Annotated in this window: 20 protein-coding genes; 4 read left to right on the top strand and 16 right to left on the bottom strand. The window is 57.7% G+C overall.

The window, feature by feature from the left end:
* Positions 1-74 precede the first annotated feature (74 nt).
* Positions 75-530 (top strand): winged helix-turn-helix transcriptional regulator, encoded by a 456-nt coding sequence (locus LJU29_RS27215; RefSeq protein WP_005756893.1) that lies wholly within the window; start codon positions 75-77, stop codon positions 528-530.
* 100 nt (positions 531-630) lie between these two features.
* Here LJU29_RS27215 and LJU29_RS27210 read toward each other — a convergent pair whose 3' ends face one another.
* The 6 genes from LJU29_RS27210 to LJU29_RS27185 all read right to left on the bottom strand — a co-directional run bounded on the left by LJU29_RS27210 (position 631) and on the right by LJU29_RS27185 (position 7472).
* On the bottom strand, positions 631-1623 hold the full coding sequence (locus LJU29_RS27210; protein ID WP_257111455.1) for a LacI family DNA-binding transcriptional regulator: 993 nt from the start codon (positions 1621-1623) through the stop codon (positions 631-633).
* A 67-nt stretch (positions 1624-1690) separates the two neighbouring features.
* Entirely contained in the window at positions 1691-3205 is a 1515-nt protein-coding gene (locus LJU29_RS27205) for a glycoside hydrolase family 32 protein (RefSeq protein ID WP_054995663.1), read from the bottom strand.
* Complete coding sequence (locus LJU29_RS27200) at positions 3202-4347, bottom strand: ABC transporter ATP-binding protein (RefSeq protein ID WP_275575959.1); 1146 nt, start codon at positions 4345-4347, stop codon at positions 3202-3204. Before LJU29_RS27200 ends, LJU29_RS27205 begins: the two co-directional genes overlap by 4 nt.
* Before the next feature lie 27 nt (positions 4348-4374).
* Positions 4375-5217, bottom strand: a complete 843-nt coding sequence (locus LJU29_RS27195; RefSeq protein WP_005744932.1) for a carbohydrate ABC transporter permease — start codon at positions 5215-5217, stop codon at positions 4375-4377.
* Positions 5214-6176, bottom strand: coding sequence for a carbohydrate ABC transporter permease (locus LJU29_RS27190; protein WP_057422301.1), 963 nt, complete (start codon positions 6174-6176; stop codon positions 5214-5216). The genes LJU29_RS27195 and LJU29_RS27190 overlap by 4 nt, the downstream gene beginning before the upstream one ends.
* Before the next feature lie 21 nt (positions 6177-6197).
* Complete coding sequence (locus tag LJU29_RS27185; RefSeq protein ID WP_257111454.1) at positions 6198-7472, bottom strand: ABC transporter substrate-binding protein; 1275 nt, start codon at positions 7470-7472, stop codon at positions 6198-6200.
* Between the two features lie 167 nt (positions 7473-7639).
* On the opposite strand from LJU29_RS27185, the gene LJU29_RS27180 reads away from it, so the two are divergent.
* Positions 7640-9205: a carbohydrate porin gene (locus LJU29_RS27180; protein ID WP_057454393.1), complete on the top strand. Its 1566-nt coding sequence runs from the start codon at positions 7640-7642 to the stop codon at positions 9203-9205.
* A gap of 95 nt (positions 9206-9300) precedes the next feature.
* On the opposite strand, the gene LJU29_RS27175 is transcribed toward LJU29_RS27180, so the two are convergent.
* From LJU29_RS27175 to LJU29_RS27140, 8 genes are all read right to left on the bottom strand, one after another.
* On the bottom strand, positions 9301-10341 hold the full coding sequence (locus tag LJU29_RS27175; RefSeq protein WP_057454394.1) for a FecCD family ABC transporter permease: 1041 nt from the start codon (positions 10339-10341) through the stop codon (positions 9301-9303).
* A complete protein-coding gene (locus LJU29_RS27170) occupies positions 10338-11297 on the bottom strand; it encodes an ABC transporter substrate-binding protein (RefSeq protein ID WP_054995669.1) in 960 nt (319 codons plus the stop codon). Before LJU29_RS27170 ends, LJU29_RS27175 begins: the two co-directional genes overlap by 4 nt.
* A 1-nt stretch (position 11298) precedes the next feature.
* A complete protein-coding gene (locus LJU29_RS27165) occupies positions 11299-12078 on the bottom strand; it encodes an ABC transporter ATP-binding protein (RefSeq protein WP_005756911.1) in 780 nt (259 codons plus the stop codon).
* The gene (locus LJU29_RS27160; protein ID WP_257111453.1) at positions 12078-14222 is read right to left on the bottom strand and encodes a TonB-dependent receptor; all 2145 of its coding nucleotides are present in this window, start codon (positions 14220-14222) and stop codon (positions 12078-12080) included. The genes LJU29_RS27165 and LJU29_RS27160 overlap by 1 nt, the downstream gene beginning before the upstream one ends.
* A gap of 255 nt (positions 14223-14477) precedes the next feature.
* Positions 14478-14606 carry a hypothetical protein gene (locus LJU29_RS27155; RefSeq protein ID WP_005756914.1) on the bottom strand — a complete coding sequence of 43 codons (129 nt, stop codon included), beginning with the start codon at positions 14604-14606 and terminating at the stop codon, positions 14478-14480.
* A 144-nt stretch (positions 14607-14750) separates the two neighbouring features.
* The gene (locus tag LJU29_RS27150; RefSeq protein WP_005756918.1) at positions 14751-15164 is read right to left on the bottom strand and encodes a VOC family protein; all 414 of its coding nucleotides are present in this window, start codon (positions 15162-15164) and stop codon (positions 14751-14753) included.
* Between the two features lie 179 nt (positions 15165-15343).
* The gene (locus LJU29_RS27145; RefSeq protein WP_057454398.1) at positions 15344-16288 is read right to left on the bottom strand and encodes a methyltransferase; all 945 of its coding nucleotides are present in this window, start codon (positions 16286-16288) and stop codon (positions 15344-15346) included.
* A complete protein-coding gene (locus LJU29_RS27140) occupies positions 16285-17736 on the bottom strand; it encodes an iron-containing redox enzyme family protein (protein WP_122322548.1) in 1452 nt (483 codons plus the stop codon). The genes LJU29_RS27145 and LJU29_RS27140 overlap by 4 nt, the downstream gene beginning before the upstream one ends.
* Before the next feature lie 216 nt (positions 17737-17952).
* Between LJU29_RS27140 and cysC the strand changes: the two genes are divergently transcribed.
* Together cysC and LJU29_RS27130 are read left to right on the top strand one after the other, a co-directional pair.
* A complete protein-coding gene (gene cysC, locus LJU29_RS27135; RefSeq protein ID WP_004666622.1) occupies positions 17953-18555 on the top strand; it encodes an adenylyl-sulfate kinase in 603 nt (200 codons plus the stop codon).
* Between the two features lie 152 nt (positions 18556-18707).
* On the top strand, positions 18708-19226 hold the full coding sequence (locus LJU29_RS27130) for a DUF4142 domain-containing protein (protein ID WP_005756927.1): 519 nt from the start codon (positions 18708-18710) through the stop codon (positions 19224-19226).
* Positions 19227-19496: 270 nt separating this feature from the next.
* Here LJU29_RS27130 and LJU29_RS27125 read toward each other — a convergent pair whose 3' ends face one another.
* Both LJU29_RS27125 and LJU29_RS27120 read right to left on the bottom strand, forming a co-directional pair.
* Positions 19497-19694: a hypothetical protein gene (locus tag LJU29_RS27125; RefSeq protein ID WP_005756931.1), complete on the bottom strand. Its 198-nt coding sequence runs from the start codon at positions 19692-19694 to the stop codon at positions 19497-19499.
* 38 nt (positions 19695-19732) lie between these two features.
* Positions 19733-20614 (bottom strand): manganese catalase family protein, encoded by an 882-nt coding sequence (locus LJU29_RS27120; protein WP_002555970.1) that lies wholly within the window; start codon positions 20612-20614, stop codon positions 19733-19735.
* Positions 20615-20774 lie beyond the last annotated feature (160 nt).

The following is a 20774-nucleotide window of genomic DNA, read 5'->3' as shown; positions in this document are numbered from 1 at the left end:
ACCACATGTGTAAAACATTTTCGTCTGACGTTAGAACTTTTTACATTTCCTGCTACCTTGCCTCCAGGAGCCCCATGGCCAAACAGCAATTATTGGCGCAGAGCGAATGCCCTGTCGCACGCACGCTTGAAGCAATCGGAGATCGCTGGGTTTTAATGATCATCCGCGACGCGTTCGACGACGTTCGCCGCTTCAGTGAATTTCAGAAACGTCTTGGTCTCGCCAAGAACATCCTCACGGTCAAGCTCAAAATGCTCGTGGAGTTGGGCGTATTCGACATTCAGCCGGCCTCCGACGGCAGTGCCTACAAAGAATATGTGCTGACTGATATGGGCCGCGCGGTGTTCCCCATCGTCGTCAGCATGCGCCAGTGGGGGGAGCGCTACTTGTTCAACGCAGGGGAGAGCTACTCGGTGCTGCTCGACAATGAATTGTCGGAGCCAGTAGAAACCATCGCCGTACGTTCCAAGGCGGGCAAGGTGCTGACTCCGGCCGATTGTCATCGTCGGGTCGTCAAGCGCTGGGGTTGACGCGAGTCGATAGCAACCGATCGCTGATCAAGTTGCTCTGTGATGATGTTGGCGGTTACAAAGCCAGCTTCGAACTGACGTTACCGAAACCGCAAGCCCTTCATAACGATTCCCTGACCACAAGCGGGCAATCTACCGGCTGGGCGCCCGAGACTTCGAGGCCATCGATCAAGTACCGGGCGGCATTGCGACCGATCTCGTAATACGGCAGTTGCACGGTGGTCAGCGCAGGGATGAACAGTTCGGAGATGCCGATCATATTGTCATAGCCCAGCACGGCGACATCACCGGGGATTTTCAGGCCACGGCCCAGCAGCAGTTGGTAGGCACAAAAGGCTATGCGGTCATTGCCGCAGATCAGAATATCGAACTGCGGACGGCCATCAATCATGTGCCGTTCGAGGATGGCTGCGGTTTCCCCATAGGCATCATCCTCAGAGAGGTCGTACTGCAAGAGTTCGCCTGTAGCCAGGCCGAATGCATGGCAGGCCCGCTGCATACCCGCTTGGCGAATTTTCCAGGCCAGGCTCTTTTTTGGCAGATTGATAAACAACGGACGTCGGTAGCCCTGGCTGAACGCATGTTGCAAGGCGCGGTACTGCCCTGTTTCGTCGTCCGGCACATAACTGACGAGGCTGCTGTCATCGGCTACGCAGTTGGCGAGCACCAGCGGTTTGCTTTTCAAGCGCTGGGGAATAGCCACTTCGCGCAACCCCATGGCGCTGAAGATCAACCCGTCAGGTCGGTGGGACAGCATCAGGTCCACGTTCTGGTCGGTGGGCGGGTTGCTTAGCAGGTTGAGGATAAATACGTTCCAGCCTGCCTGCTGTGCGGTCTGCTCGATGGACAGCAGCAGCTCTACCGCAAACGGCGTTGTCGCGGTGTCCAGCGCAAACACTCCGATGGTTCGTGTCTGCAAGTTGTCGCCGCGAATCCTGCGCGCTGACAGGCTGGGTACGAATTGAAGCTCGTCAATCGCGCTACGGACTCGCTGATACGTCTCGGGGCTCAGTTTTTCCGGATTATTGAGCGCCCGGGATACCGTCATCAGGGACACACCGGCCAATCGTGCAACGTCTTTAACTGAGGTCATGCAAGGCGGGGCCTGTCAGGTTGACTGATAATTATCATGCTACAGAGGCCTGATTTTTTTCGCGACTTCAATGATTTACCTGTAAGCATCCCGAAGAGAGTTCCCAGGCGTTGGCAATGCACACCCGGCCTCCGGTTCCGTTGGCAATAAGCTTGACCCCCAGGCTGTCGGTCTGTGGATAAAGGCGACTACTGAAGCTGAAGCTGCCGTTTTGGTCAAACACCTCAATGGACGAGCGATCCAGGAAGACTCGCAGCTCAAGCCGGTCCTGTTGTGGGTTTATTGCTACGCTGCGTTGACCGCTGACGTGGGTGCCCGATTGATCGCGGTCCAGTATCAAACGTTTTAGCGACGCATCGTAGTAAAGCAGAGTTTGCTCCTTGCCATCTGAACTGCAACGCAACGCCACTCCCAGGTGACCTTCGGTGCAGTCGAGCAGGTCCAGGTGCACGTGGATTTCGAGCAGATCGCCGTGTACGTCAGTCAGCCACTGAGTGCCCGCTTCGCTCCACCAGGGAGTGCCTGGCAATGACGCATTGCGCAGCGCTGTCAGTTCGCGTGCGGGGTGCCCGCAAAGGCGATCGTCGCGCAATTCGAGTTCGCGTGGCAGGCCGAGCATTCCGCGCCAGTGATGGGTTGCTGTGGGGGTCGGGCTTTCCCACATATCGAGCCACGCCCACACCAGACGTCTGCCATCGGCAGCCACGAGGGTCTGCGCAGCATAAAAGTCATGGCCGTTATCCAGTTCGATAAAAGGCCCGCCGTTGAACTGCCATTGGCTGTCGATTTGGCCCACTCGGTAGCCGGTATGAAACTTGTTCAGTCGCTCGTAGCCGTGGGCTGGCATGCCTTGGGGGGAGTAAAGCAGTACATCGCGTCCATCTAGGCGAAACAGGTCAGGGCATTCCCACATATAACCATCGCCTTCGTTGCCGCTGGATACATAGCTCACGAATTCCCACGCGTGCAGGTCCACAGACCGATACAACGGCAGCAACGGCCTGTCGCCCAGACGCGCACCGGCAATCAGGTACCAGTGGTCATCCTGCTGCCAGACCTTCGGATCACGGAAATGAATGATCGTGTCTTGCGGCGGGCTGTCGATGACGGCACCGTGTTTGACGAAGTTGATGCCGTCGAGACTGGTGGCCAGGCACTGCACCTGACGGATCAAAAGCTCGTCGCCTACCTCACCCAGCCAGGTGTGCCCGGTGTAGATCAGTGCCAGGGTGTCGCCACACACCACTGCGCTGCCGGAAAAACAACCGTCCCGGTCGAAGTCATCACCGGGTGCCAGGGCAATGGGCAGGTGCTGCCAATGGACCAGATCAGCACTCTTGGCGTGGCCCCAGTACATTGGTCCCCATTTCGCGTCGAAGGGGTGGTGCTGATAAAACACATGGTATTCGCCGCGAAAGTACACCACCCCGTTAGGGTCGTTCATCCAGCCCGCAGGCGGGGCCAGGTGATAACCGGGTCGATAGTCGTGGATCACCTGCGCCAGGCTATCCTTCAACGCATGGTGCGCGCGCTCCAGTGTGTTGGACATTGGATCGTTCATGGCATTCACAGAAAAACTCATAGGGAACCCGCTTGTACGAAGTGCGGCGTGGTGTCGTGTGTCAGGTGTTGGTCGGCGTCAGAGTGGCGTTTCAAGGCCAGGCCATCGGCGTCGAACACGTGCAGATTTTCGGTATCGAACTGCAGCGCGACCCGGTCGTCCACCTGCCATCCGGCTTTTGCCTCGCAACGGCAGATCAAGGGTTCGTTCTCGTCTGTAGCCAGATGCACATAGACCTCGCTACCCAGGTATTCGACACTGGTCACGGTGACGCCAGTGCCACTGTTCGCTGCACTTAGAGATATGTGTTCTGGACGGACACCCAGGGTCAATTGCGCGTCGTCGGCCAGGTTCGAGCTGTCGAAGGGCAGGGATGTCATGCCCAGTGCCGGGATATCGATCAGGCTGTTGCGGCTTGGTGCGTGCAAGCGGACTGGCAGAAAATTCATTCTTGGCGAGCCCAGAAAACCGGCGACGAAGAGGCTGGCAGGGCGCTCGTAGAGTTCGCGTGGTGAGCCGACCTGTTCGACCTGACCGCCGTTGAGCACGACAATCTTGTCAGCCAGGGTCATGGCCTCTACCTGATCGTGAGTGACGTAGATCATGGTCGAGCCCAGCCGTTTGTGGAGCCGGGCGATTTCGTTGCGCATCTGCACCCGCAACGAGGCATCGAGGTTGGAGAGTGGTTCATCGAACAACAAAATGTCCGGTTCCCGCGCCATGGCCCTGCCCATTGCAACACGCTGGCGCTGCCCACCGGACAGCTCCCTGGGCTTGCGTTGCAGCAGTTTTTCCAGTTGCAGGATCTGTGCGGTTTTCAGCACGCGTTCGCGCAGGCTGCCTTTTTCAGTCTTGGCCAGCTTGAGACCGAAACCGATGTTGTCGTAGACGCTCATGTGCGGGTACAGAGCGTAAGACTGAAAGACCATGCCGACGCCACGCTCGCGCGGTTCCAGGTCATTGACCCGGCGTTCGTCGATCAGCAGGTCGCCACCACAGATCGAATCCAGCCCGGCGATCAAGCGCAGCAGCGTCGACTTTCCGCAGCCCGAAGGGCCAACGAACACAACGAACTCACCCGCAGCGATTTCCAGGCTAACATCGCGCAGAATGCGCGTGCCGCCCAATTGCTTGTTGATGTTGGCTAGCTTCAATTTCATCACGATGCTGTTCCTTGTCAGTTGTGTGCATCAACCTTTCAACGCGCCGGCAGTGAGGCCGGAAACGATGCGGCGCTGGAAGATCAGCACCAGAATCACCAGTGGGACGGTCACCAGCACCGACGCCGCCATCAAGAGGCCCCAGGGCAATTCGTGGGAGCTGCCACCCGAAATCAGGGCGATGGCGACCGGGACCGTTCGTTGCGCGTCTGTCAGGGTGAAGGTCAGGGCAAACAGGAACTCGTTCCACGCGGCAATAAAAGCCAGCAGGCCGGTCGTGACCAATGCGGGCCACAGCAGCGGCAACAACACGCGGGTCAGCGTGACCCAGGGCGATGCGCCATCCATGATTGCCGCTTCTTCCAGCTCATGCGGCAGTTGCCCCATGAACGTGGTCAGCACCCAGACGGTGAAGGGCAGGGTAAAAATCGTGTAGCTCAGGATCAGTGCCCATGAGGTGTTATAGAGACCCAGCGCACGGATGACTTCAAACAGCCCCGAGAGCACCGCGACCTGAGGAAACATCGAGACGCCGAGCACCATCATCAGCACCGTGCCGCGGCCTCGGAACTTGACCCTGCCCAGGGCGTAGGACGCCGTCAGGCCCAGGAACAGCGCCAGCGCTACCACACTCAGCGCAACCACCAGCGAGTTGGCGATGGCCTGCAGGAATGACGCCTGACTGAGGACCGCTGCGTAATTGGAGAAGTCGGCTTCGGTGATCCAGTAGCTCACTTCAAACAAGGCACTGGACGGCTTCAGCGATGTCACGATGGCGTAGTAGAAAGGGAATATGGCGTAGAGCAGCAAGATCCCGATCAGGCACCAGAAACCCACACGTAGCAGGGCTTTCTTCAGTTGGCGCAGGTTCATGAACGCACCTCCAGTTGGCGACGGCCGAGGTACAGATAAAGCATGGCAATCACTGCCACGACCAGAAACAGCAGGGTGGAGGCGGCGCTGCCGTAGCCGACGTCCTGGAACTCCACCAGGTGTTGGCGGGCATAGACCGACATGCTCATGGTGCTCGAAGAGTTGGAGGTCAGGACGTAGATGACGTCGAAGACCCGCAACGAATCGAGGATGCGAAAGATCGCGGCGACCAACAAGGCGGGCATCAGCAACGGCAAGGTGACTCGCCAGAACACCCGCACCGGATGAATGCCGTCGACCCTGGCGGCTTCGTAGCAATCGCTTGGCAGCATCTGCAGTGCCGCGAGCATAAGCAGGGTGACAAAGGGCACGGTCTTCCAGACGTCGACGATGATCACTGCCCACATCGACAGGTCCGCATCTGCCGTCCAGGCCAGCGGCGCGTCGATCAGGCACAGGCTCAGCATCATATGGTTGATGATGCCGAACTGGTCATTGAGCATCCATGACCAGATCTTCGCCGAGACGATAGTCGGAATCGCCCAAGGGATCAGAATCAACGCACGGACCAGCGCGCGGCCAGTGAATTTGACGTTCAACAGCAACGCCACCAACAGGCCCAGGACCATTTCCAGCCCTACCGACACCAAGGTGAAATGCAAGGTGTTGCGCACTGCGTTCCACCATTGCGGATCGACCAGAACGCCTGACCAGAGGGTGCCGTCGTAGAGCAGATAATTGCTCAGGCCAATGAATGAGCCGCCTTCAGTGTCCGACAGGTCGGCGTCGGTAAGGCTGAACCAGAATGTGCGAAGTAACGGCCAGGCCGCCACCAGCGTCAGGCACACCAGCATCGGCGTCAGAAACAGCCAGGCGGCACGTAACCTGCGACGCTGTACGGGCGTTTCCCGGGTAATCAGGACGTCGTCACCGGGAAAGTCGATAGAAGAGGACGGCATGTTGATCTCCTTACGTGTGGCTTACCAGTTCCGACGTTTGATGCGCGTCAGGTCGCGTTCCAGGTCGAGCAGTGCCTGATCGACCGGCAAATCGCCCGCCAGCACGCTGTGCACCCGATCAAAGAACGCGTTGGAGACGCGCGGATAGCCGCTGGCGGTGATGGCGGCAGGGCGCATAACTCCATTGCTGAGGATGCCGTGCAACTGGGTGTAGTAAGGCATCGCCGCGAGCAACTCGGGGTCGGTATAAAGTGACTCGATAACCGGGTTGTAAGCGCCTGCCAAGGCACGCTGTTTTTGCTGCTGGGCGTTGGTCAGGTAGGCAACCAGTTCTGCCGCCAGTTTGGGGTTGCGGCTGTAGCGCGAAACCGCCAGGCCCCAGCCTCCGAGCGTTGAAGCGTGGGTGCCGTTCGCGCCGCCACGGGGCAGGGGCGCGACGCCGACCTTGTCTTTTATCGCGCTGTCCTTGCTTTGCACCAAGGCCCAGACGTAAGGCCAGTTGCGCATGAACAGCGCATTTCCCGACTGGAATACGCCACGGCCTTCTTCCTCGGTGTAGTTAAGTACGCCGGGCGGGGAGATCTCGCCGATCCAGCTTTTTGCCAGGGTCAGCGCGACTCGTGAGGCCTGGCTGTTGACCACGATGTCTCCGCGCGGGTTGACCAGTCCGCCGTCCGGCTGGCTGCTGATCCATTCCAGGGCGTTGCACGTCAGGCCTTCATAGGCGCGCCCCTGGAACACGTAGCCCCACATAGTGGCATTCCCCGCATCGCGTTCGGCTTTTTGCACTTTTTTGGCGGTAGCGGTCATGTCCTCCCAGGTCTGGGGGACCGGCTGCTGGTACTTGTCGAGCAGATCCTTGCGGTAATACAGCAGCCCCGAGTCGGTAAACCAGGGCATCGACACCAGCCGGCCGTCGACGGTGGCGTTGTCCACCTGTTCCTGGAAATAGCCTTGTGTCGCATTTGCCGGAAGCAGTTCGCGCAGATCCGTCAGGTGTTTGGCGAGCATCCCCGGCCACACCATGTCGATTTGAATGATGTCGATGTCGGTGGACTTGGCGCTGAGGATCTGCTGGTAGAACGACAGGCGTTCGGTTGCCGAGTTAGGCGTGGAAACCACTTGAACGTTGTTGCCGGTCTGTTTTGACCAGCTATCGACTGCCTCCTTGCACAGTTGCAATTCAGCGCCGACGGCCCCGCACGAGATCGTCAGATCGGCTGCGTTCGACAGCGCAGAAAACCCGGCAGACAGGGTGAGCAGCGCGGCGGGAAGAAGAGATTTCAGCTGTTTCATAGAGGCCTCTTTATTTTTGTTTTTATAAAAGTTAACGTTAACATCATCAATGTAACAGCGTATTTTCGATGTGGCACCCTTTTTTCTCCGATTTGCACAATTTTGTGTTGAAGAAAAAAGGCTCGGCCAACGTCACGAAAACAATAAAAACAAAACAGGAAGTCCACATGCAGAACGCATCAAGATGGCTACTCGCAGGGGTACTCGGCACCTCGGCAACCGTCTCTCAGGCCGCGACTCTGGAAGAGCGGATGGCCGCATTCGAAGCCCGTGCCAGCGCTGCGGAAAAACGTGCAGCCGCAGCCGAACAGCAAACTCAGGCACTTGCCAGGGAACTGCAGCAAATCAAACTCGCCAACCCCGCTTTGCAGCCTGCCGCCCCGGCTGTGGCGTCCAGTCCAGCACCCGCCCTGGATGATCGCGTGGCAAAACTCGAAGCTCGCCAGCAAAGTATGGACAAGCCAGGCAGTGCCGGGCACCTCACCGACGGGTTCAGCTTCAAGGGTTATGCTCGCTCTGGTCTATTGATCAACGACGGTTTGGGCGGCGGTCGCGGCGGCCCTTATACGACCCCGGCCGGTTCAGTCGGTGGAGCGGTCGGGCGGCTGGGTAACGAAGACGACACCTACATGCGCTTCGATCTGTCGAAAGAAATCTACGCGCAGAACGGCACGCGTTCCAAATTCACGGTCTCCATCGCCGATGGCGTTGAAAGCTATAACGACTGGACGGCCACCGAAAGCAGCCTGAACGTGCGTCAGGTATTTACCGAACTCGACCATATCGCCGCCTTCAAGGGGAATTCGGTGTTCGAGAACGCCACACTGTGGGCCGGCAAGCGATTCGACAGGGATAATTTCGATATCCACTGGCTGGACTCGGACGTGGTCTTCCTGGCCGGTACCGGTGGCGGTATCTACGATGTGCAGATGACCAAGGACTGGCGCTCGAACTATTCCTTGATTGGACGTAACTACGGAGATTTCAGTGAGGGCGGCGTCGATGCCGATGTGGAAAGCTACATCCTGACCTCCAACCAATTCTTCGACAATGGTCAGTGGCAATGGATGTTCAACGCCATTGGCGCAAAGAAAAACGACGTCGGTACGCGCACCAATCAAGCGGGTTTTGCCCCCGCAGATTCAGGCCTGCACACCATGTTGGCCAATCACCAGAAAGACTTTTTCGGCAGGGAAGGCTTCTTCAAGACGGCGTTGCTCTATGGGCAGGGCCTGGGGGCTCAGGTCAAGGACATTGGCGCGGATGGCGAACTGATCGACGACGCCCGCGCTGTGCGTCTGGCGATGTATGGCGAGACGCCTATTGCGCCGGGGTGGCGCATCGGTCCCAGCTTGCTGGCCGAGCAGAGCAAAGACCGCTACGTCAAAGGCGACGATTACCGCTGGCTCACGCTGAACATGCGCCTGGCCAACGAGATCAACAGTAACTTCGAGATGGCCTACGAGCTGAGTTGGCAAACCATGGATCTTGACCCCAAAGGCTACCTGCAACGCAATGCAGTCGACGGCAACTTCTGGAAATTCACGGTTGCGCCGACCTTCAAGCCGGACATGGGTGACCTGCTAACGCGTCCCGAATTGCGAGTGTTCGCAAGCCTGATGAACTGGTCTTCGGATCTGGACCGATACAGCACGAGCGGCAACTTCGGCAAAACCGACTTCAACTCCGGTGGTGTCTGGCAGTTCGGCATTCAGATGGAAACCTGGTTTTAGTGAGGTATTTCAGAAGTGCCAGTGAACAGTCAGGCTCAGTGCGATGCTGCGTGAGTGTCATGAGAAATTACCCGTCTACCTATCGAGTGGTTCCTTCAACCGCGCTTCATCATGAAAATAAAAAACAGCCCTCCCAACAATGCCGTCGCAATACCTATAGGCAGATCCTCTGGCGCGATAAGCGTGCGGGAGACGACATCCACCCAGATCATCAATAAAGCACCCAGAAGCGTGGCGACGGGCAACAGTCGTCGATGTTCCGAGCCCACCAGACGTCTGGCGATGTGCGGCACCATCAGGCCGACGAAACCTATGGAGCCGCACAGCGCAACCAGCACGCCGGTCATCAGTGAGGCGATCAGGAAAACCAGCAGGCGCACATTGCGTACTTGCAGACCAAGGCTTGTGGCGGTCTGATCGCCGCCCATCAATGCGTTCAGGGAACGACCCAGCCCTTGCAAAAGAACCCAGCCAGACAGAACCGTGATCAGTGGCACAACGAGCAGCTCCCAGCGCGCCAGCCCCAGCCCGCCGAGCATCCAGAACAGCACTGAGGAGCTGGCGCGGTGATCGCCCAGAAACAACGACAGGTTAGCGATCGCCATCATTACAAAGGACACGGCCACGCCGCCGAGCAGCAGGCGTTGGCTGTCCAGGCGGCCTTTGTGGCTGGCCAGCCACAGCACCAGGCACAGGCTGACCAGCGAGCCGACAAACGCAGCCAGTGGCAATGTCAGCGTGCCAAGCACTTCTCCTACATGCATGACCACGATAACCGCGCCGAGTGTCGCGCCCGAGGTCGCGCCCAGCAGGTGAGGGTCGGCCAGCGGGTTGCGCGTCGCTGCTTGCAGGACGCTGCCGATCAGAGCCAGTCCCGCTCCTGCCAGTACGCCCAGTAATACACGGGGCGTGCGTATCAGCCAGACGATGGTTTCCTGTCCCGCGGTCCAGAGGGGTGGGTTTTCGCTCGCGCCGAACAGCTTGAACATCAGGATATCCATCACCCGGTTCAACGGCACAGGGGCCGCGCCGAAGGTGATGCACACCAGGCATGAGAGCAGCAGCACGAGCGTCAGAGTGATCAGCAAACCCGTGTACCGGCGAGGACGCTCGGTCAGCGACTGCGCCAGGGTCATCGCGTCACGTCATGAAATGCCGCTGCAAGCGTCTCGATGGCCGCGACGTTGTCGATGCCTGGCGTCACCGCCACGTAGGGCAGCACGACATAGCGCCGGTTGCGGATCGCGTCGATGGATTGCAGCGCCGGGTTGCTTTCAAGGAAGTGCTGTTTCTGCGCGGCGCTGACTTCGCCGTAGTCGACGATCACGATAACCTCGGGGTTGCTTTGCACAACCGACTCCCAGTTGACGTGAGTCCAGCTGGCCGCGACGTCGCCCATGACATTCTGCCCGCCTGCGGCGCTGATCAGTGCCTGGGGTATTGCCAGCCGCCCGGCGGTCATGGGCCGGTCTTCACCGCTGTCATACAGGAAAACCCTGGGCGACGATTTGCCTGCCACGCTTGCCTGAACCTCGCTCACGCTGCGGCGCATTTGCGCAACCAGCGCCTCTGCGCGGGCCTGCACGTCGAATATCCGGCCCAGGTTCAGCAAGTCGTTGTAGACATCCGCAAGTGTGGCTTCAGCGCGCGGCATTATCTGCGCGCAGGACTCGGTCAGTTCATAGGCCTGAATACCCAATGGGGCCAGGCTCTGCGGCGTGACGTCGCCACCCACCCGCATGCCATAGTTCCAGCCGGCAAAATAGAAGTCGGCGTTGGCATTGAGCAGTGTTTCCAGAGAGGGGTATTTGCTGGCCAGCTCGGGCAGGTTGCCAAGGTCGCGCAGCAGGGCCTGATCAGGTTTGTTCCAGCCGGTGATGCCGCTGTAGCCGACCATGTGTGATTGCAAGCCCAAGGCAACCATCATTTTGGTGAGGTTTACATCGTTGCTGACTGCACGCTGCGGCGCAGCCGTGAAGGTCACCGAGCGGTCGCAGCTTTGCACGGTGACGGGGTAGGCGCTGGGTTGCGCTTGCACCATCGGGCTGCACAACAAGGTAATCAAAGCCAGGCGGGTGAGCAGGGTGTTCATTTCAGGGTATCCAGGTAATGCGCGGGTAATCACGCAGAGGGTGGCTGTCGACCAGCGCCTTGGCGCCGAATACGTGGAGCAGCATTTCCGGGGTCAGCACCTCCTGGGGCGTGCCTTGCGCAATGAGCCTGCCGTGATGAATGACACACAGGCGATCACAGAATGCCGCCGCCAGGTTCAGGTCATGGATACTGGCCAGCGTCGCCACGCCGAGCTGCTTGACCAGCCCCAGCAGTTCCAGTTGATGGCGCGGGTCCAGGTGATTGGTCGGCTCGTCCAGCACCATCAACCGAGGTTCTTGCACCAGTGCCCGCGCCAGCAGGCAACGCTGTTTCTCGCCGCCGGACAATGTGTCGAACCGATGCTGTTCATAGCCCGCCAGCCCTACGGCGTTCAAAGCGCTCTGCACAATCGCGCGGTCGTGGGCGCTGTCCGCAGCGAAGAAGCCCTGATGAGGCGCGCGGCCCATGCTCGTCACGTCCAGTAGCGTCAGGCCGAATGCATCGGGGAATTCCTGAGCGACCACTGCAACGTGCCGGGCGCACCAGCGCGGGCTGCGGGACCAGATATCGTGAGCGCTGATCGCAACCTTGCCACTGTGCGGACGACTGTAGCGGAATGCGCAGCGCAGCAGGCTGGTCTTGCCGCTACCATTGGGACCGATCAGGCCGACAAACTCGCCGGCAGCGATCTGCAGGTCGATATCTTTCAGGGCGAAGTGTTCGTGCGCGCAGACCGACGCCTGTTCCGGCGCCCACGCGATACGCTCTAGCGCAAGCATCAGAAACTCAGGCCCGCAGTCACGTACAGCGAGCGGGGTTCACCCAGAATCCATTGCTCGCCTTCGTTGTACTGACTCGCTGCGTATTGCCGATCAAACAGATTGCGCGCCTGCAAGCCGAGCGTGGTATTGCGCAGTGCTTTCCATGACAGGCTGGCGTCCGCCACGGTGTAGGCGGGCAGTTCGCGGGTGTTGGCGATATCGGCGTATCGGCTGTCGACGTAGCGCAGCCCGGCGCCGATCTGTACAGCGCTGCCGAGCTGTTTGTCGAGCCACAGGTTGGCCGTGCGCATTGGCACATCGACGGGTGTATTGCCGTCACGCGAGACGGCCACGCCCGATACGCTCTGATCAAATTGGTCATAGCGCGCACGAACGAAGGCCGCGTTGGCGGTCAGGGCCCAGTCCTGCGGCAGTTGCAGCTTCATGCTGGCCTCAAGCCCGTCGGAAGACTGCTGGCCTACCTGTTGGGTGAGGTCAGGATTGCCGGCATCGGTAGTGAGCAGCTTTTTCTTGACGATATGGTAAGCCGCCAGCGTCCACTCCAGGCGCTGGTCCCATAGGGCCTGTTTGAAACCCACCTCCGATTGCCTGGCGGTGGCGAGGTCGAATTGTTGCTGCGTGGGGTTGAGCGAGACAAGGCTGCCAACGCCATCGGTGCTGGTCGAGTATTGAGCGTAGACAGAACTTTCAGGCGTCAGCGCGTAAACCAGTCCGATTTTCCAGTTGTTGCCGATCAGGTCCTTTTCTGTGCGGCTGTCATCACGCAGGGCGTTGCGTTCGATATCCACGTAGTCACGGCGCACGCCTGTGATCACCGAGAGTTGGTCGCTCAGTTGCGTGCGGTTTTCCCCGAAGACCGACAGTTGTCGGGTCGTGCTTTTGAACAGCTCCGAATAGGGCGACGCACTCTGAAAATTGCCCGGTGCCGGATGTTCGATATCAATGGGGTCTCCCGCGGGATTCACATCGTTGTAGGGCGAATTGTTGGTCAGCTTGAAACGGATACGGTTGACGTCCATTCCCAGCACACTCTGGCTATCCAGCCCGCCCAGGCTGTGTTTGAAGGTGAACGTCTGCCGATCTCCCACCTGCTCCTGATTGTGCTTGATGCTGAAATAGCCGCTGCGCGACAGCTGCTGAGTAGCAGCGTCCCAGTTGTAGTTTTCGGCGTTCTGCCAGCGTCGGTGCGAGGTCAGGTAGTAAAGCTCGTTGGATGAGGTGAGCCGGTCGGAGATCTGCCAGTCGGTGGTCAGCCGCGTCCATTGGTCGTCGTAATGTTGCTTGTCGTTCTCGATGTTGTAGTTCTTGTCTCGCAAGCCTTCGTGATAACGGCCATTGATCATCGGCACGCCGAAGTAGTTCATCGGGCGCTGATTGCCGCCGTCATGGGCGAGGGTGAACGTCAGGTCTTCGCTGGCCTGCCAGCGCAGGGCACCACTGAAGAACGTGCTTTGCGAGTCGCCGTCATCGATCCAGCCGTTGCTGCGCAGCTGATTGAGGTTCAAACGGTAACTCAATTGATCGGTTAACGAGCCGCCGCTGTCCAGCGCGGTCTGCTGGCTATCGTACGAACCGTAGCCAAGGCGCAGGTGGTTTTCGATATCGCCTTCAAAAGGTTTCTTGGGAATGACATTGATCACTGCCCCGGTAGCGCCTTCGCCATAGAGCACGGAGGCCGGGCCGCGGAGCACTTCAATGCGGTCGATTGCCCAGGTATCGACCGGCATGGTGACGGTGCCCATGGCGCTGTACATGCGGCTGCCGTCATACAATTGCATCACCGAGCCCTGACCTGTGAAACCACGCGCGGACAACGCCGTGCCTCCGTCGCCGGGTGTACCGATCGCCGTGATACCGGGGCTGCGGGCCACGGCCTGCTGCACATTTTCGTCACCGCGACTGCGCACCTCGTCCCCATTCAGCGAGCTGGTGCTGGCCGGGGTCTGCAAGGCCGTCAATGACAGGCGAGAACCGGCATGGGTAACTGAATCTAGATGCTCTCCATCTTGCGACTGGGCCGTAGCCTTAATCGTGGATGGGGCAAGCTCGACCTGTTCGGAAGCGTTTGCGTAACCTGCGCTGCTGGCCAGCAGGCAGAGGGTTGTGACTACACGGCGGGACTGGAAAAGAGGGCTGATCATGGATTGAAGGGTCGCTTTGGATGACTGCGCTTGATGATTTGTTAGTGTTATAACATAACATTTTGGCAGCGATATACACGTCTGTTTTTCTCCAAGGATGTGAGAAGACCTACGCTTATCACTGGTTAATCAAGAAAAACGAGCATAGTCGCTCGAAGTCAGGATTTTCTTTGCTGAGTAAGAAAAACCTGGACGCGTAGACTGACAAAGGATTTTCCCATGCATCTGGCTGGATATGCCCGGCATCAGGAATCGCTAAAGCTCGCGGGCTTCCGTCTGCATCGACCGGCAAGGGTTCAGCCTGTCACGAGGATTGAGCAAACCGGCGAAACCCTGGCCGTGCCTCCAGGCGTTGCGCCCGATCCGGAGGATCTGCTGGGTCATTTACTGTCTCCAAAAACCGCCGCGAGCATTACGTATATTCAGTGCAGGAAGAGGTGTTTGATTACATCGAAAAAATCACGAACGCCATGCTCGCTGAGCAGCATGCGGCAAAGAAATATGCTGGGATTACTGATCAATAACGACTCAATAAATCGCCCAGCACCCTGGCGTCAGCAACTCGACGAGATTTTCATCGGGGTCGCGGAAGTAAATGCTTGATCCGCCCTGGGGCCATTCAGTCCGGCCTTCGATGGCCACTTTGGCCTGAGCAAGGCGATCAGACCATGGTTGCATCTGGTCGGCGTTGATAGCGAAGCACACATGAATTCGCCCTTGCGCATCATGAGGCGGTATTTCTCCGCCGCTCAGATACTGCGTCTGCAGTGAAGCTCCGCATTTGAACAGCAGCAAGGTACTTACACCGCCCACATTGAATGCCACCAATGTCGGGCTTTCAAACATGACCTCCAGTTCAAGGGTGTCGGAATAAAAGTCCCTGGCCTTGGCGAGGTTCTCTACATAGAGCGCCGTTTCGATAATTTTGTTGAGTCGTAGCATGTGGTGTCATCCCTTCCGTTTTGCGACAAGTCTTCCCTGATCAACGGCTTCTCGTTGATCAAGGGCGTGTGGCAAGTTTTACCGGGAGGCCGACGGGCTGACCAATGCTCGGTTCTTATGTGCGTTATAAGCCTGAACTATTATATTAAAGGACACCGAAGTGGGCCTGCGGGGCATTTCTATGCCCGCCTTGTCACCACCAGCTCCACCGCTGCAATGCGGTCCACGTCTTCGTAACCCTCTTCAAGCAACTCTTCGCCAAACACATCCGGGTCCAGTTCGCGATAGGTCCATGCCAGCGCCGCATGATCGATATCGTCGCGTACGGCCTCGAAGAACGGGTCGTGCTCGCCCACCATGGCCACGCCGGTATAGAGCACCAACGAGCCGCCCGGGGTAAGGCGATCCAGTGATTCACGCAGGATGCGCACTGACAGGTCCGCGCCCAATGCGTCACCACCGTGGCGGTAGGCGCGGCGTTTGGCGTCTTTCATATACGGCGGGTTGGCAACGATGAGGTCGAAGTTGCCCGTCAGACCCGAGAGGATGTCGCTGTGGCAGCATTGCATGTTTTCCAGTCCGGCCACCCTGGCGTTGATCTGAGCGAAATGCAGGGCCTTGGGGTTGATGTCGACGGCGTAGACCTGCGCCTGCGGGCGCGCAACTGCGATCAGCAGGGCACCAGCGCCGGTGCCACAGCCGATGTCGACAGCACGGCTGATCGAGTGTGAAGTGCCTTGCAGATGACGATTGATGGAGTGCGCAAAGCGATAGGTATCCGGACCGAAAAACACCGAGTCTTCATCGCCGGTAGGAAACGCGGAATGCACCAGCAACAAGTCATTCAGGCTTGAAAATCTCACCCGGCTCTTCAAGCCGTCTTCGCTGCGTTGAAGAATACCGGCTTCCAAAAGCCCTTGAGCCTCTGCAACCGGAAGCATGGATTCCGGTATCGTACGGCTCCAGCCGAAGACATCCCGCAGTGACGCGGCAATGCGGTTTTCCGAGCGTTGATTGACGTATTGATGAGTCAACGGCGTGGGCGTGATGAAACGATAGCCACTGGTTTTGAGGCGCTGGGCGAGCGCAATCAGCGCGGCGCTGTCGGGCAGTGATTGAGTCATGGGTGGGCTCCTGTCACTCGCTCGGCCATGCTGCTGACAAACAGGCGAGTGGCATGCAGCCCGGCGGCTGTCGCGTGCCTTGCCGGGGACATGCTTTCGATCAACGTGGACATCTTCTCGGACGCTGCTGCCGACTCGAGTTTCATGTGCAGCTCGCGCACATCCGGGTCAGCATCCGCCGATGCAGGCACGGCAAGAACCGGCGATGGCTGAGCACCGCCTTGCAGATTGCGGAAACGGGATCGAAATGCTTCCGGCAGCCGCTTGCCGACAGGCTGCTGAGCGCTGCCATCCGACAGCCAGTCGCCAGCGATCCAGTCGTGCACCAATTGCTTTTCGTAGCCATTGAACACGCCGAACATCGGTGCACCGACCCCTTCAAACAGTTTCCAGAAGCGGCTATTGAGAGGGTCTTCGTGACGCTTGATCCAGCCCCTGTTTTGCAGCACGGCAAGAAACTCCGGGATCTGGTCGGGCTCGGCAAGCCACTCGTTGACCGTCTTGCCGTCCAGACGGCAATAGTCAGAATGCATGTGCTGACCAAAGGTCCGCTTGCGCTCCAGCATGGCGATCACTTCCTGCTCCAGATCGAACGACTGGATGACCTGGGTAGAGCCCATGCCCAACTCGTTCAGCCTGTAGCCATTGGCGACACGGCGATAAAATTCGTCGCGTTCCTGGCCCACAGGCAACAGCTCAAGAACGCTCTGCGCAGCCTTGCGTGCGTGGCCGGTGCTGGCGTTATCGATCGTCACATGCAGCGTGAAGTAATAAGGGTCGATGCCCAGCTCATTCAGTTCGAACGATGTGATGAGCAAATGCAGCGGCAGCTGTTCATAGCCCAGGTTGTAACCAATCACCTCGGGAAGGTACTGCTCGCTCAGTTGCCCCAATGACAGCTGAATGGCGCCTTGCAGATAGGCGTCATCTGCCAGTGGGGCGCTGGTGTCGCAGTCCAGGTCGGCCAGCAACTTGCGATAAAGGGAGACATGATTCTGCGCCTGTTCGCCGTCGCCCAGTTCTTCCAGGTAAGTACGAATCAGACCGTGAAAACGGTAGTCTGCCCAATGCGGCAGCAAGCCATACAGCCATGCACCGTCAACCAGCTTGGTCGGCGCGACCTGCTGAATGAAATACATCGCGTGAGCCTTGGTCTTGAAGAATCGCCTGGGCTGCCCGGCGCGACGTTGTTCAAGGTAGAGCGCATAGTGATCCGCTACGGCACCTACGTTCTGCTCCATCCAGTGTTCCAGCGCTTCAGGCTGAGCCGGAAGGTCGCAGTTTTCCCGCTCGGCCTGGGCCAGGCAGTGATTCAGAAACATGACCGCATCGTGTTGATATTCTGGAGCACGTTCACTCATCCATGATTGATAGACGGTTTTTGAACAGGCTTCTTCAACGACGGTTTTGACGACGGCATTGCCAGTCATCACTTGAAGAGACGTCATGAAAATCGTACCTCGGCAGTTGAAAATCACGATTGACGCGGTCACGCGAGACTTTCTGTTTTCTATGCAGCGTAGATAAGTGAGTATCGTGATACGGGGAAATTCAGCGTATTTTGCCGAGGGCCGATAGGTGGCAGATGTGGTTATTCCATGAGCACGAATGCCTCGCGGAAAAAATGTATTCTCGTTCTGTGTGCACATCAGGAACAGGCGATCATGGACAACTCACATGGCGTACAGAACCTTGTCTGGCAAACCAGCCAAGTGTCCTCGACAGACCGTGAGCAGCATTTGAAGCAAACGCCGAAAACAGTCTGGCTGACCGGATTCAGCGGCTCCGGAAAGTCCACCATAGCGTTTGCACTGGAGCGAGCGTTGATGGACCTTGGCAGGCTTGCGTATACCCTGGATGGCGACAACATACGTCAGGGTTTGTGCCGGGATCTGGGGTTTGCTGCGGCAGATCGTTCGGAGAACATCAGGCGCATCGCTGAAGTCGCCCGGTTGATGAATGACGCAGGCCTGATCGTTATCTCGTCGTTCATTTCGCCCTATGAGGCCGACCGGGAAGCCGCTCGCTCGATCATTGGCCACGAACGCTTCATCGAAGTGTTTATCAGCACACCGCTTGAAACCTGCATTCAGCGTGACCCTAAAGGGCTTTATCGCCGGGCGTTGGCAGGCGAGTTGAAAGACTTTACCGGCATCAGCGCCCCTTACGAACCGCCTGCTGGCGCCGCCCTTTGTCTCGATACCAGTCAATTATCAATGGATGACTGTCTTGAGCGAGTCTTACGACTGCTCAGTCTGAATACATAAGCTGGCTGGCTCACCTGCTGGGTTCAGGATCATCGACATCGGCCTTTTGCTGCAAGCGGTCGGACAGGCTGAACACAGGTTTTGGGCGTGGGTCAAAACGTCTATATCGTCGATAACGATGACGTATTCAGCCCAAACAAGGATGATCGAAAATGAACAATTATTTTCGCATGAGCGCCATTGCCATCGTGCTTTCGCTAGGCTCTCAAGTGGCTACCGCTGCGCAGGACGCTGATGACTTTGTAAAAGATGCTTCTGCAGCAGGGATCGCAGAAGTTCTGGTTGGCAAGCTTGTACAGGATGAGAAGGGTGTGTCTGCCGACGTGAAGAAGTTTGCTCAGCAAATGGTCACAGACCACACGGCTGCTAACGATAAGCTGGCAGCGATTGCCAAAAGCAAGAACCTTGAACTGTCCGAGGACCCCATACTGATGGACAAAGCCGAGGCCGCCATTCTGGAAATGCACAAGAAGTCGTTTGATCAAGCGTATGCCAATAATCAGGTCATTGCGCATGAGCAGGCGACCAAACTGTACAAGGAAGAGGCCGAGAACGGTGATGACCCCGAGCTCAAGGCGTTTGCCAAAGCCACGTTGCCAACACTTGAGCAGCATCTTGAACATGCGAAAAAACTTTCTGCTGCGCATGGCGACGACGCTGCCAAAAAGTGATGTAACAGTAAAAACGTGATGGGATATTGCGCATGATGACATCTTCCTGGCGAGAGGTAATGTCATGCGGCTATTGAGACGTCACTGAATGATATGACTTTCGGCGCTACAAACATCTGAGCGTTCGTGAATGAACAAATCTTCTATGGTCATACGAGTCATGGTTATACCCTTTTCAGTAACCGAGTGACTTATCCACAGGCAAGGCTGGTGTCCAGCCTGCCCGGGGACTCGCCTTATAGAACGTGTGCCATTGATGACCGAATGTGATCAGCGTTCTGGCAGGTTGTTATCAAGCAAGGTTCCAACCCCAAAGACCTTCATAGCCATCACCACCTGAAGACCCCGACGTGCGAGCAGCGCCTGAGCCTCGAAAGCACGAAGCCCTTTTACAAACACCGCGTCGGTCAACGCAGTATCCAACTCGCCCTGAGACGGGAAAGGTTTGCGGGAGCGAAGTTTTTTCATGATTCCGTTCTCCTGAACAAGACAGGCTTAAACCCGTTTCAAACATTTTTGCCCTGTACAAAACCAGAACCCAGATCCGCACCGGTAATAGGGTTGGCAGTCGGATCGGACTGGGTCCGCTCCTTCATCATTTCCAGCACTTCTGCATCCTTGGCATCCAGTGTGACGGAAGCAGTGCCATCACCGCCATCGACAGCCGGTTGTGGCGATTCCACATACTCCCAGACACCGCCCTGGTTCCACGGACCGCGTACATTGGGTTCACCGGACATGTTGAAGTACTTGTTGGTGAATTCCGGCATGCCTGGCAGCTTGCCCTGCGGGAAGTTGGGCTGGATGGCGTGCAGGGCTTTTTCGAAAGACAACTGATGAGCGATTTCACGTGTCATCAGAAAGCCCAGTGCCTCTTTCACGCCCGGGTCATCTGTCACGTTCATCAAACGCTCGTAAACAATCTTCGCTCTGGATTCCGCAGCGATGTTGGAGCGGAAGTCAGCCGTTGGCTCGCCAATGGTATCGATGTAGGCCGCCGTAAAAGGCACACCGGCAGAGTTGGTCAACGGCGCACCGGCCCCGTACAGCAGGCTGGTGATATGGGAGTCGTTGCCATTGCCGTTGATGGAGCGGTAAAGCTCGCCTTCTTCTTCGATGCCTTCAGCCAATTGACCTTTGGCGCCTTTGTTGAGCATGACAATAATCGAGCCGACTATTTCCAGGTGGCTCAACTCTTCGGTGGCGATGTCCATCAGCAGGTCTTTACGGCCTGGATCCTCCTCGCTCAACCCTTGAGTGAAATAACGTCCGGCTGCTGCCAGCTCGCCTTGGGCACCGCCGAACTGTTCCAGCAGAAGATTGGCCAGTCCAGGGTTTGGTCTAGCTACCCGCACGGTATATTGAAGCCGCTTGTTATGAATAAACATGTCGTATCCTCAGGCGTGATCTTTGGGAAGCGTCAACCCACCTGGATGGGTTTTATTCAACGCACTCACTGGATATGAGAAAGCGGGGATGTAGACGTTGCGTATAACTTTAGTGAACGGGATGAACGGCCTGAAAATCCGGGTTCAATAGAATTTTCTT

Origin of the sequence: Pseudomonas ficuserectae (genome assembly GCF_024584585.1) — a bacterium.
Taxonomy (GTDB): Bacteria; Pseudomonadota; Gammaproteobacteria; order Pseudomonadales; family Pseudomonadaceae; genus Aquipseudomonas; species Aquipseudomonas amygdali.
This window is presented reverse-complemented; position numbering and strand designations above follow the sequence as displayed.

What these genes read in the sequence shown, in the direction of transcription:
- LJU29_RS27215 (WP_005756893.1), top strand. Translation starts at nt 75, where the DNA reads ATGGCCAAACAGCAATTATTGGCGCAGAGCGAATGCCCTGTCGCACGC.
- LJU29_RS27145 (WP_057454398.1), bottom strand. Translation starts at nt 16,288, where the DNA reads ATGACTCAATCACTGCCCGACAGCGCCGCGCTGATTGCGCTCGCCCAG.
- LJU29_RS27195 (WP_005744932.1), bottom strand. Translation starts at nt 5,217, where the DNA reads ATGAACCTGCGCCAACTGAAGAAAGCCCTGCTACGTGTGGGTTTCTGG.
- LJU29_RS27120 (WP_002555970.1), bottom strand. Translation starts at nt 20,614, where the DNA reads ATGTTTATTCATAACAAGCGGCTTCAATATACCGTGCGGGTAGCTAGA.
- LJU29_RS27210 (WP_257111455.1), bottom strand. Translation starts at nt 1,623, where the DNA reads ATGACCTCAGTTAAAGACGTTGCACGATTGGCCGGTGTGTCCCTGATG.
- LJU29_RS27160 (WP_257111453.1), bottom strand. Translation starts at nt 14,222, where the DNA reads ATGATCAGCCCTCTTTTCCAGTCCCGCCGTGTAGTCACAACCCTCTGC.
- cysC (WP_004666622.1), top strand. Translation starts at nt 17,953, where the DNA reads ATGGACAACTCACATGGCGTACAGAACCTTGTCTGGCAAACCAGCCAA.
- LJU29_RS27130 (WP_005756927.1), top strand. Translation starts at nt 18,708, where the DNA reads ATGAACAATTATTTTCGCATGAGCGCCATTGCCATCGTGCTTTCGCTA.
- LJU29_RS27140 (WP_122322548.1), bottom strand. Translation starts at nt 17,736, where the DNA reads ATGACGTCTCTTCAAGTGATGACTGGCAATGCCGTCGTCAAAACCGTC.
- LJU29_RS27150 (WP_005756918.1), bottom strand. Translation starts at nt 15,164, where the DNA reads ATGCTACGACTCAACAAAATTATCGAAACGGCGCTCTATGTAGAGAAC.
- LJU29_RS27165 (WP_005756911.1), bottom strand. Translation starts at nt 12,078, where the DNA reads ATGCTTGCGCTAGAGCGTATCGCGTGGGCGCCGGAACAGGCGTCGGTC.
- LJU29_RS27170 (WP_054995669.1), bottom strand. Translation starts at nt 11,297, where the DNA reads ATGAACACCCTGCTCACCCGCCTGGCTTTGATTACCTTGTTGTGCAGC.
- LJU29_RS27125 (WP_005756931.1), bottom strand. Translation starts at nt 19,694, where the DNA reads ATGAAAAAACTTCGCTCCCGCAAACCTTTCCCGTCTCAGGGCGAGTTG.
- LJU29_RS27205 (WP_054995663.1), bottom strand. Translation starts at nt 3,205, where the DNA reads ATGAGTTTTTCTGTGAATGCCATGAACGATCCAATGTCCAACACACTG.
- LJU29_RS27155 (WP_005756914.1), bottom strand. Translation starts at nt 14,606, where the DNA reads ATGACCCAGCAGATCCTCCGGATCGGGCGCAACGCCTGGAGGCACGGC.
- LJU29_RS27185 (WP_257111454.1), bottom strand. Translation starts at nt 7,472, where the DNA reads ATGAAACAGCTGAAATCTCTTCTTCCCGCCGCGCTGCTCACCCTGTCT.
- LJU29_RS27190 (WP_057422301.1), bottom strand. Translation starts at nt 6,176, where the DNA reads ATGCCGTCCTCTTCTATCGACTTTCCCGGTGACGACGTCCTGATTACC.
- LJU29_RS27180 (WP_057454393.1), top strand. Translation starts at nt 7,640, where the DNA reads ATGCAGAACGCATCAAGATGGCTACTCGCAGGGGTACTCGGCACCTCG.
- LJU29_RS27175 (WP_057454394.1), bottom strand. Translation starts at nt 10,341, where the DNA reads ATGACCCTGGCGCAGTCGCTGACCGAGCGTCCTCGCCGGTACACGGGT.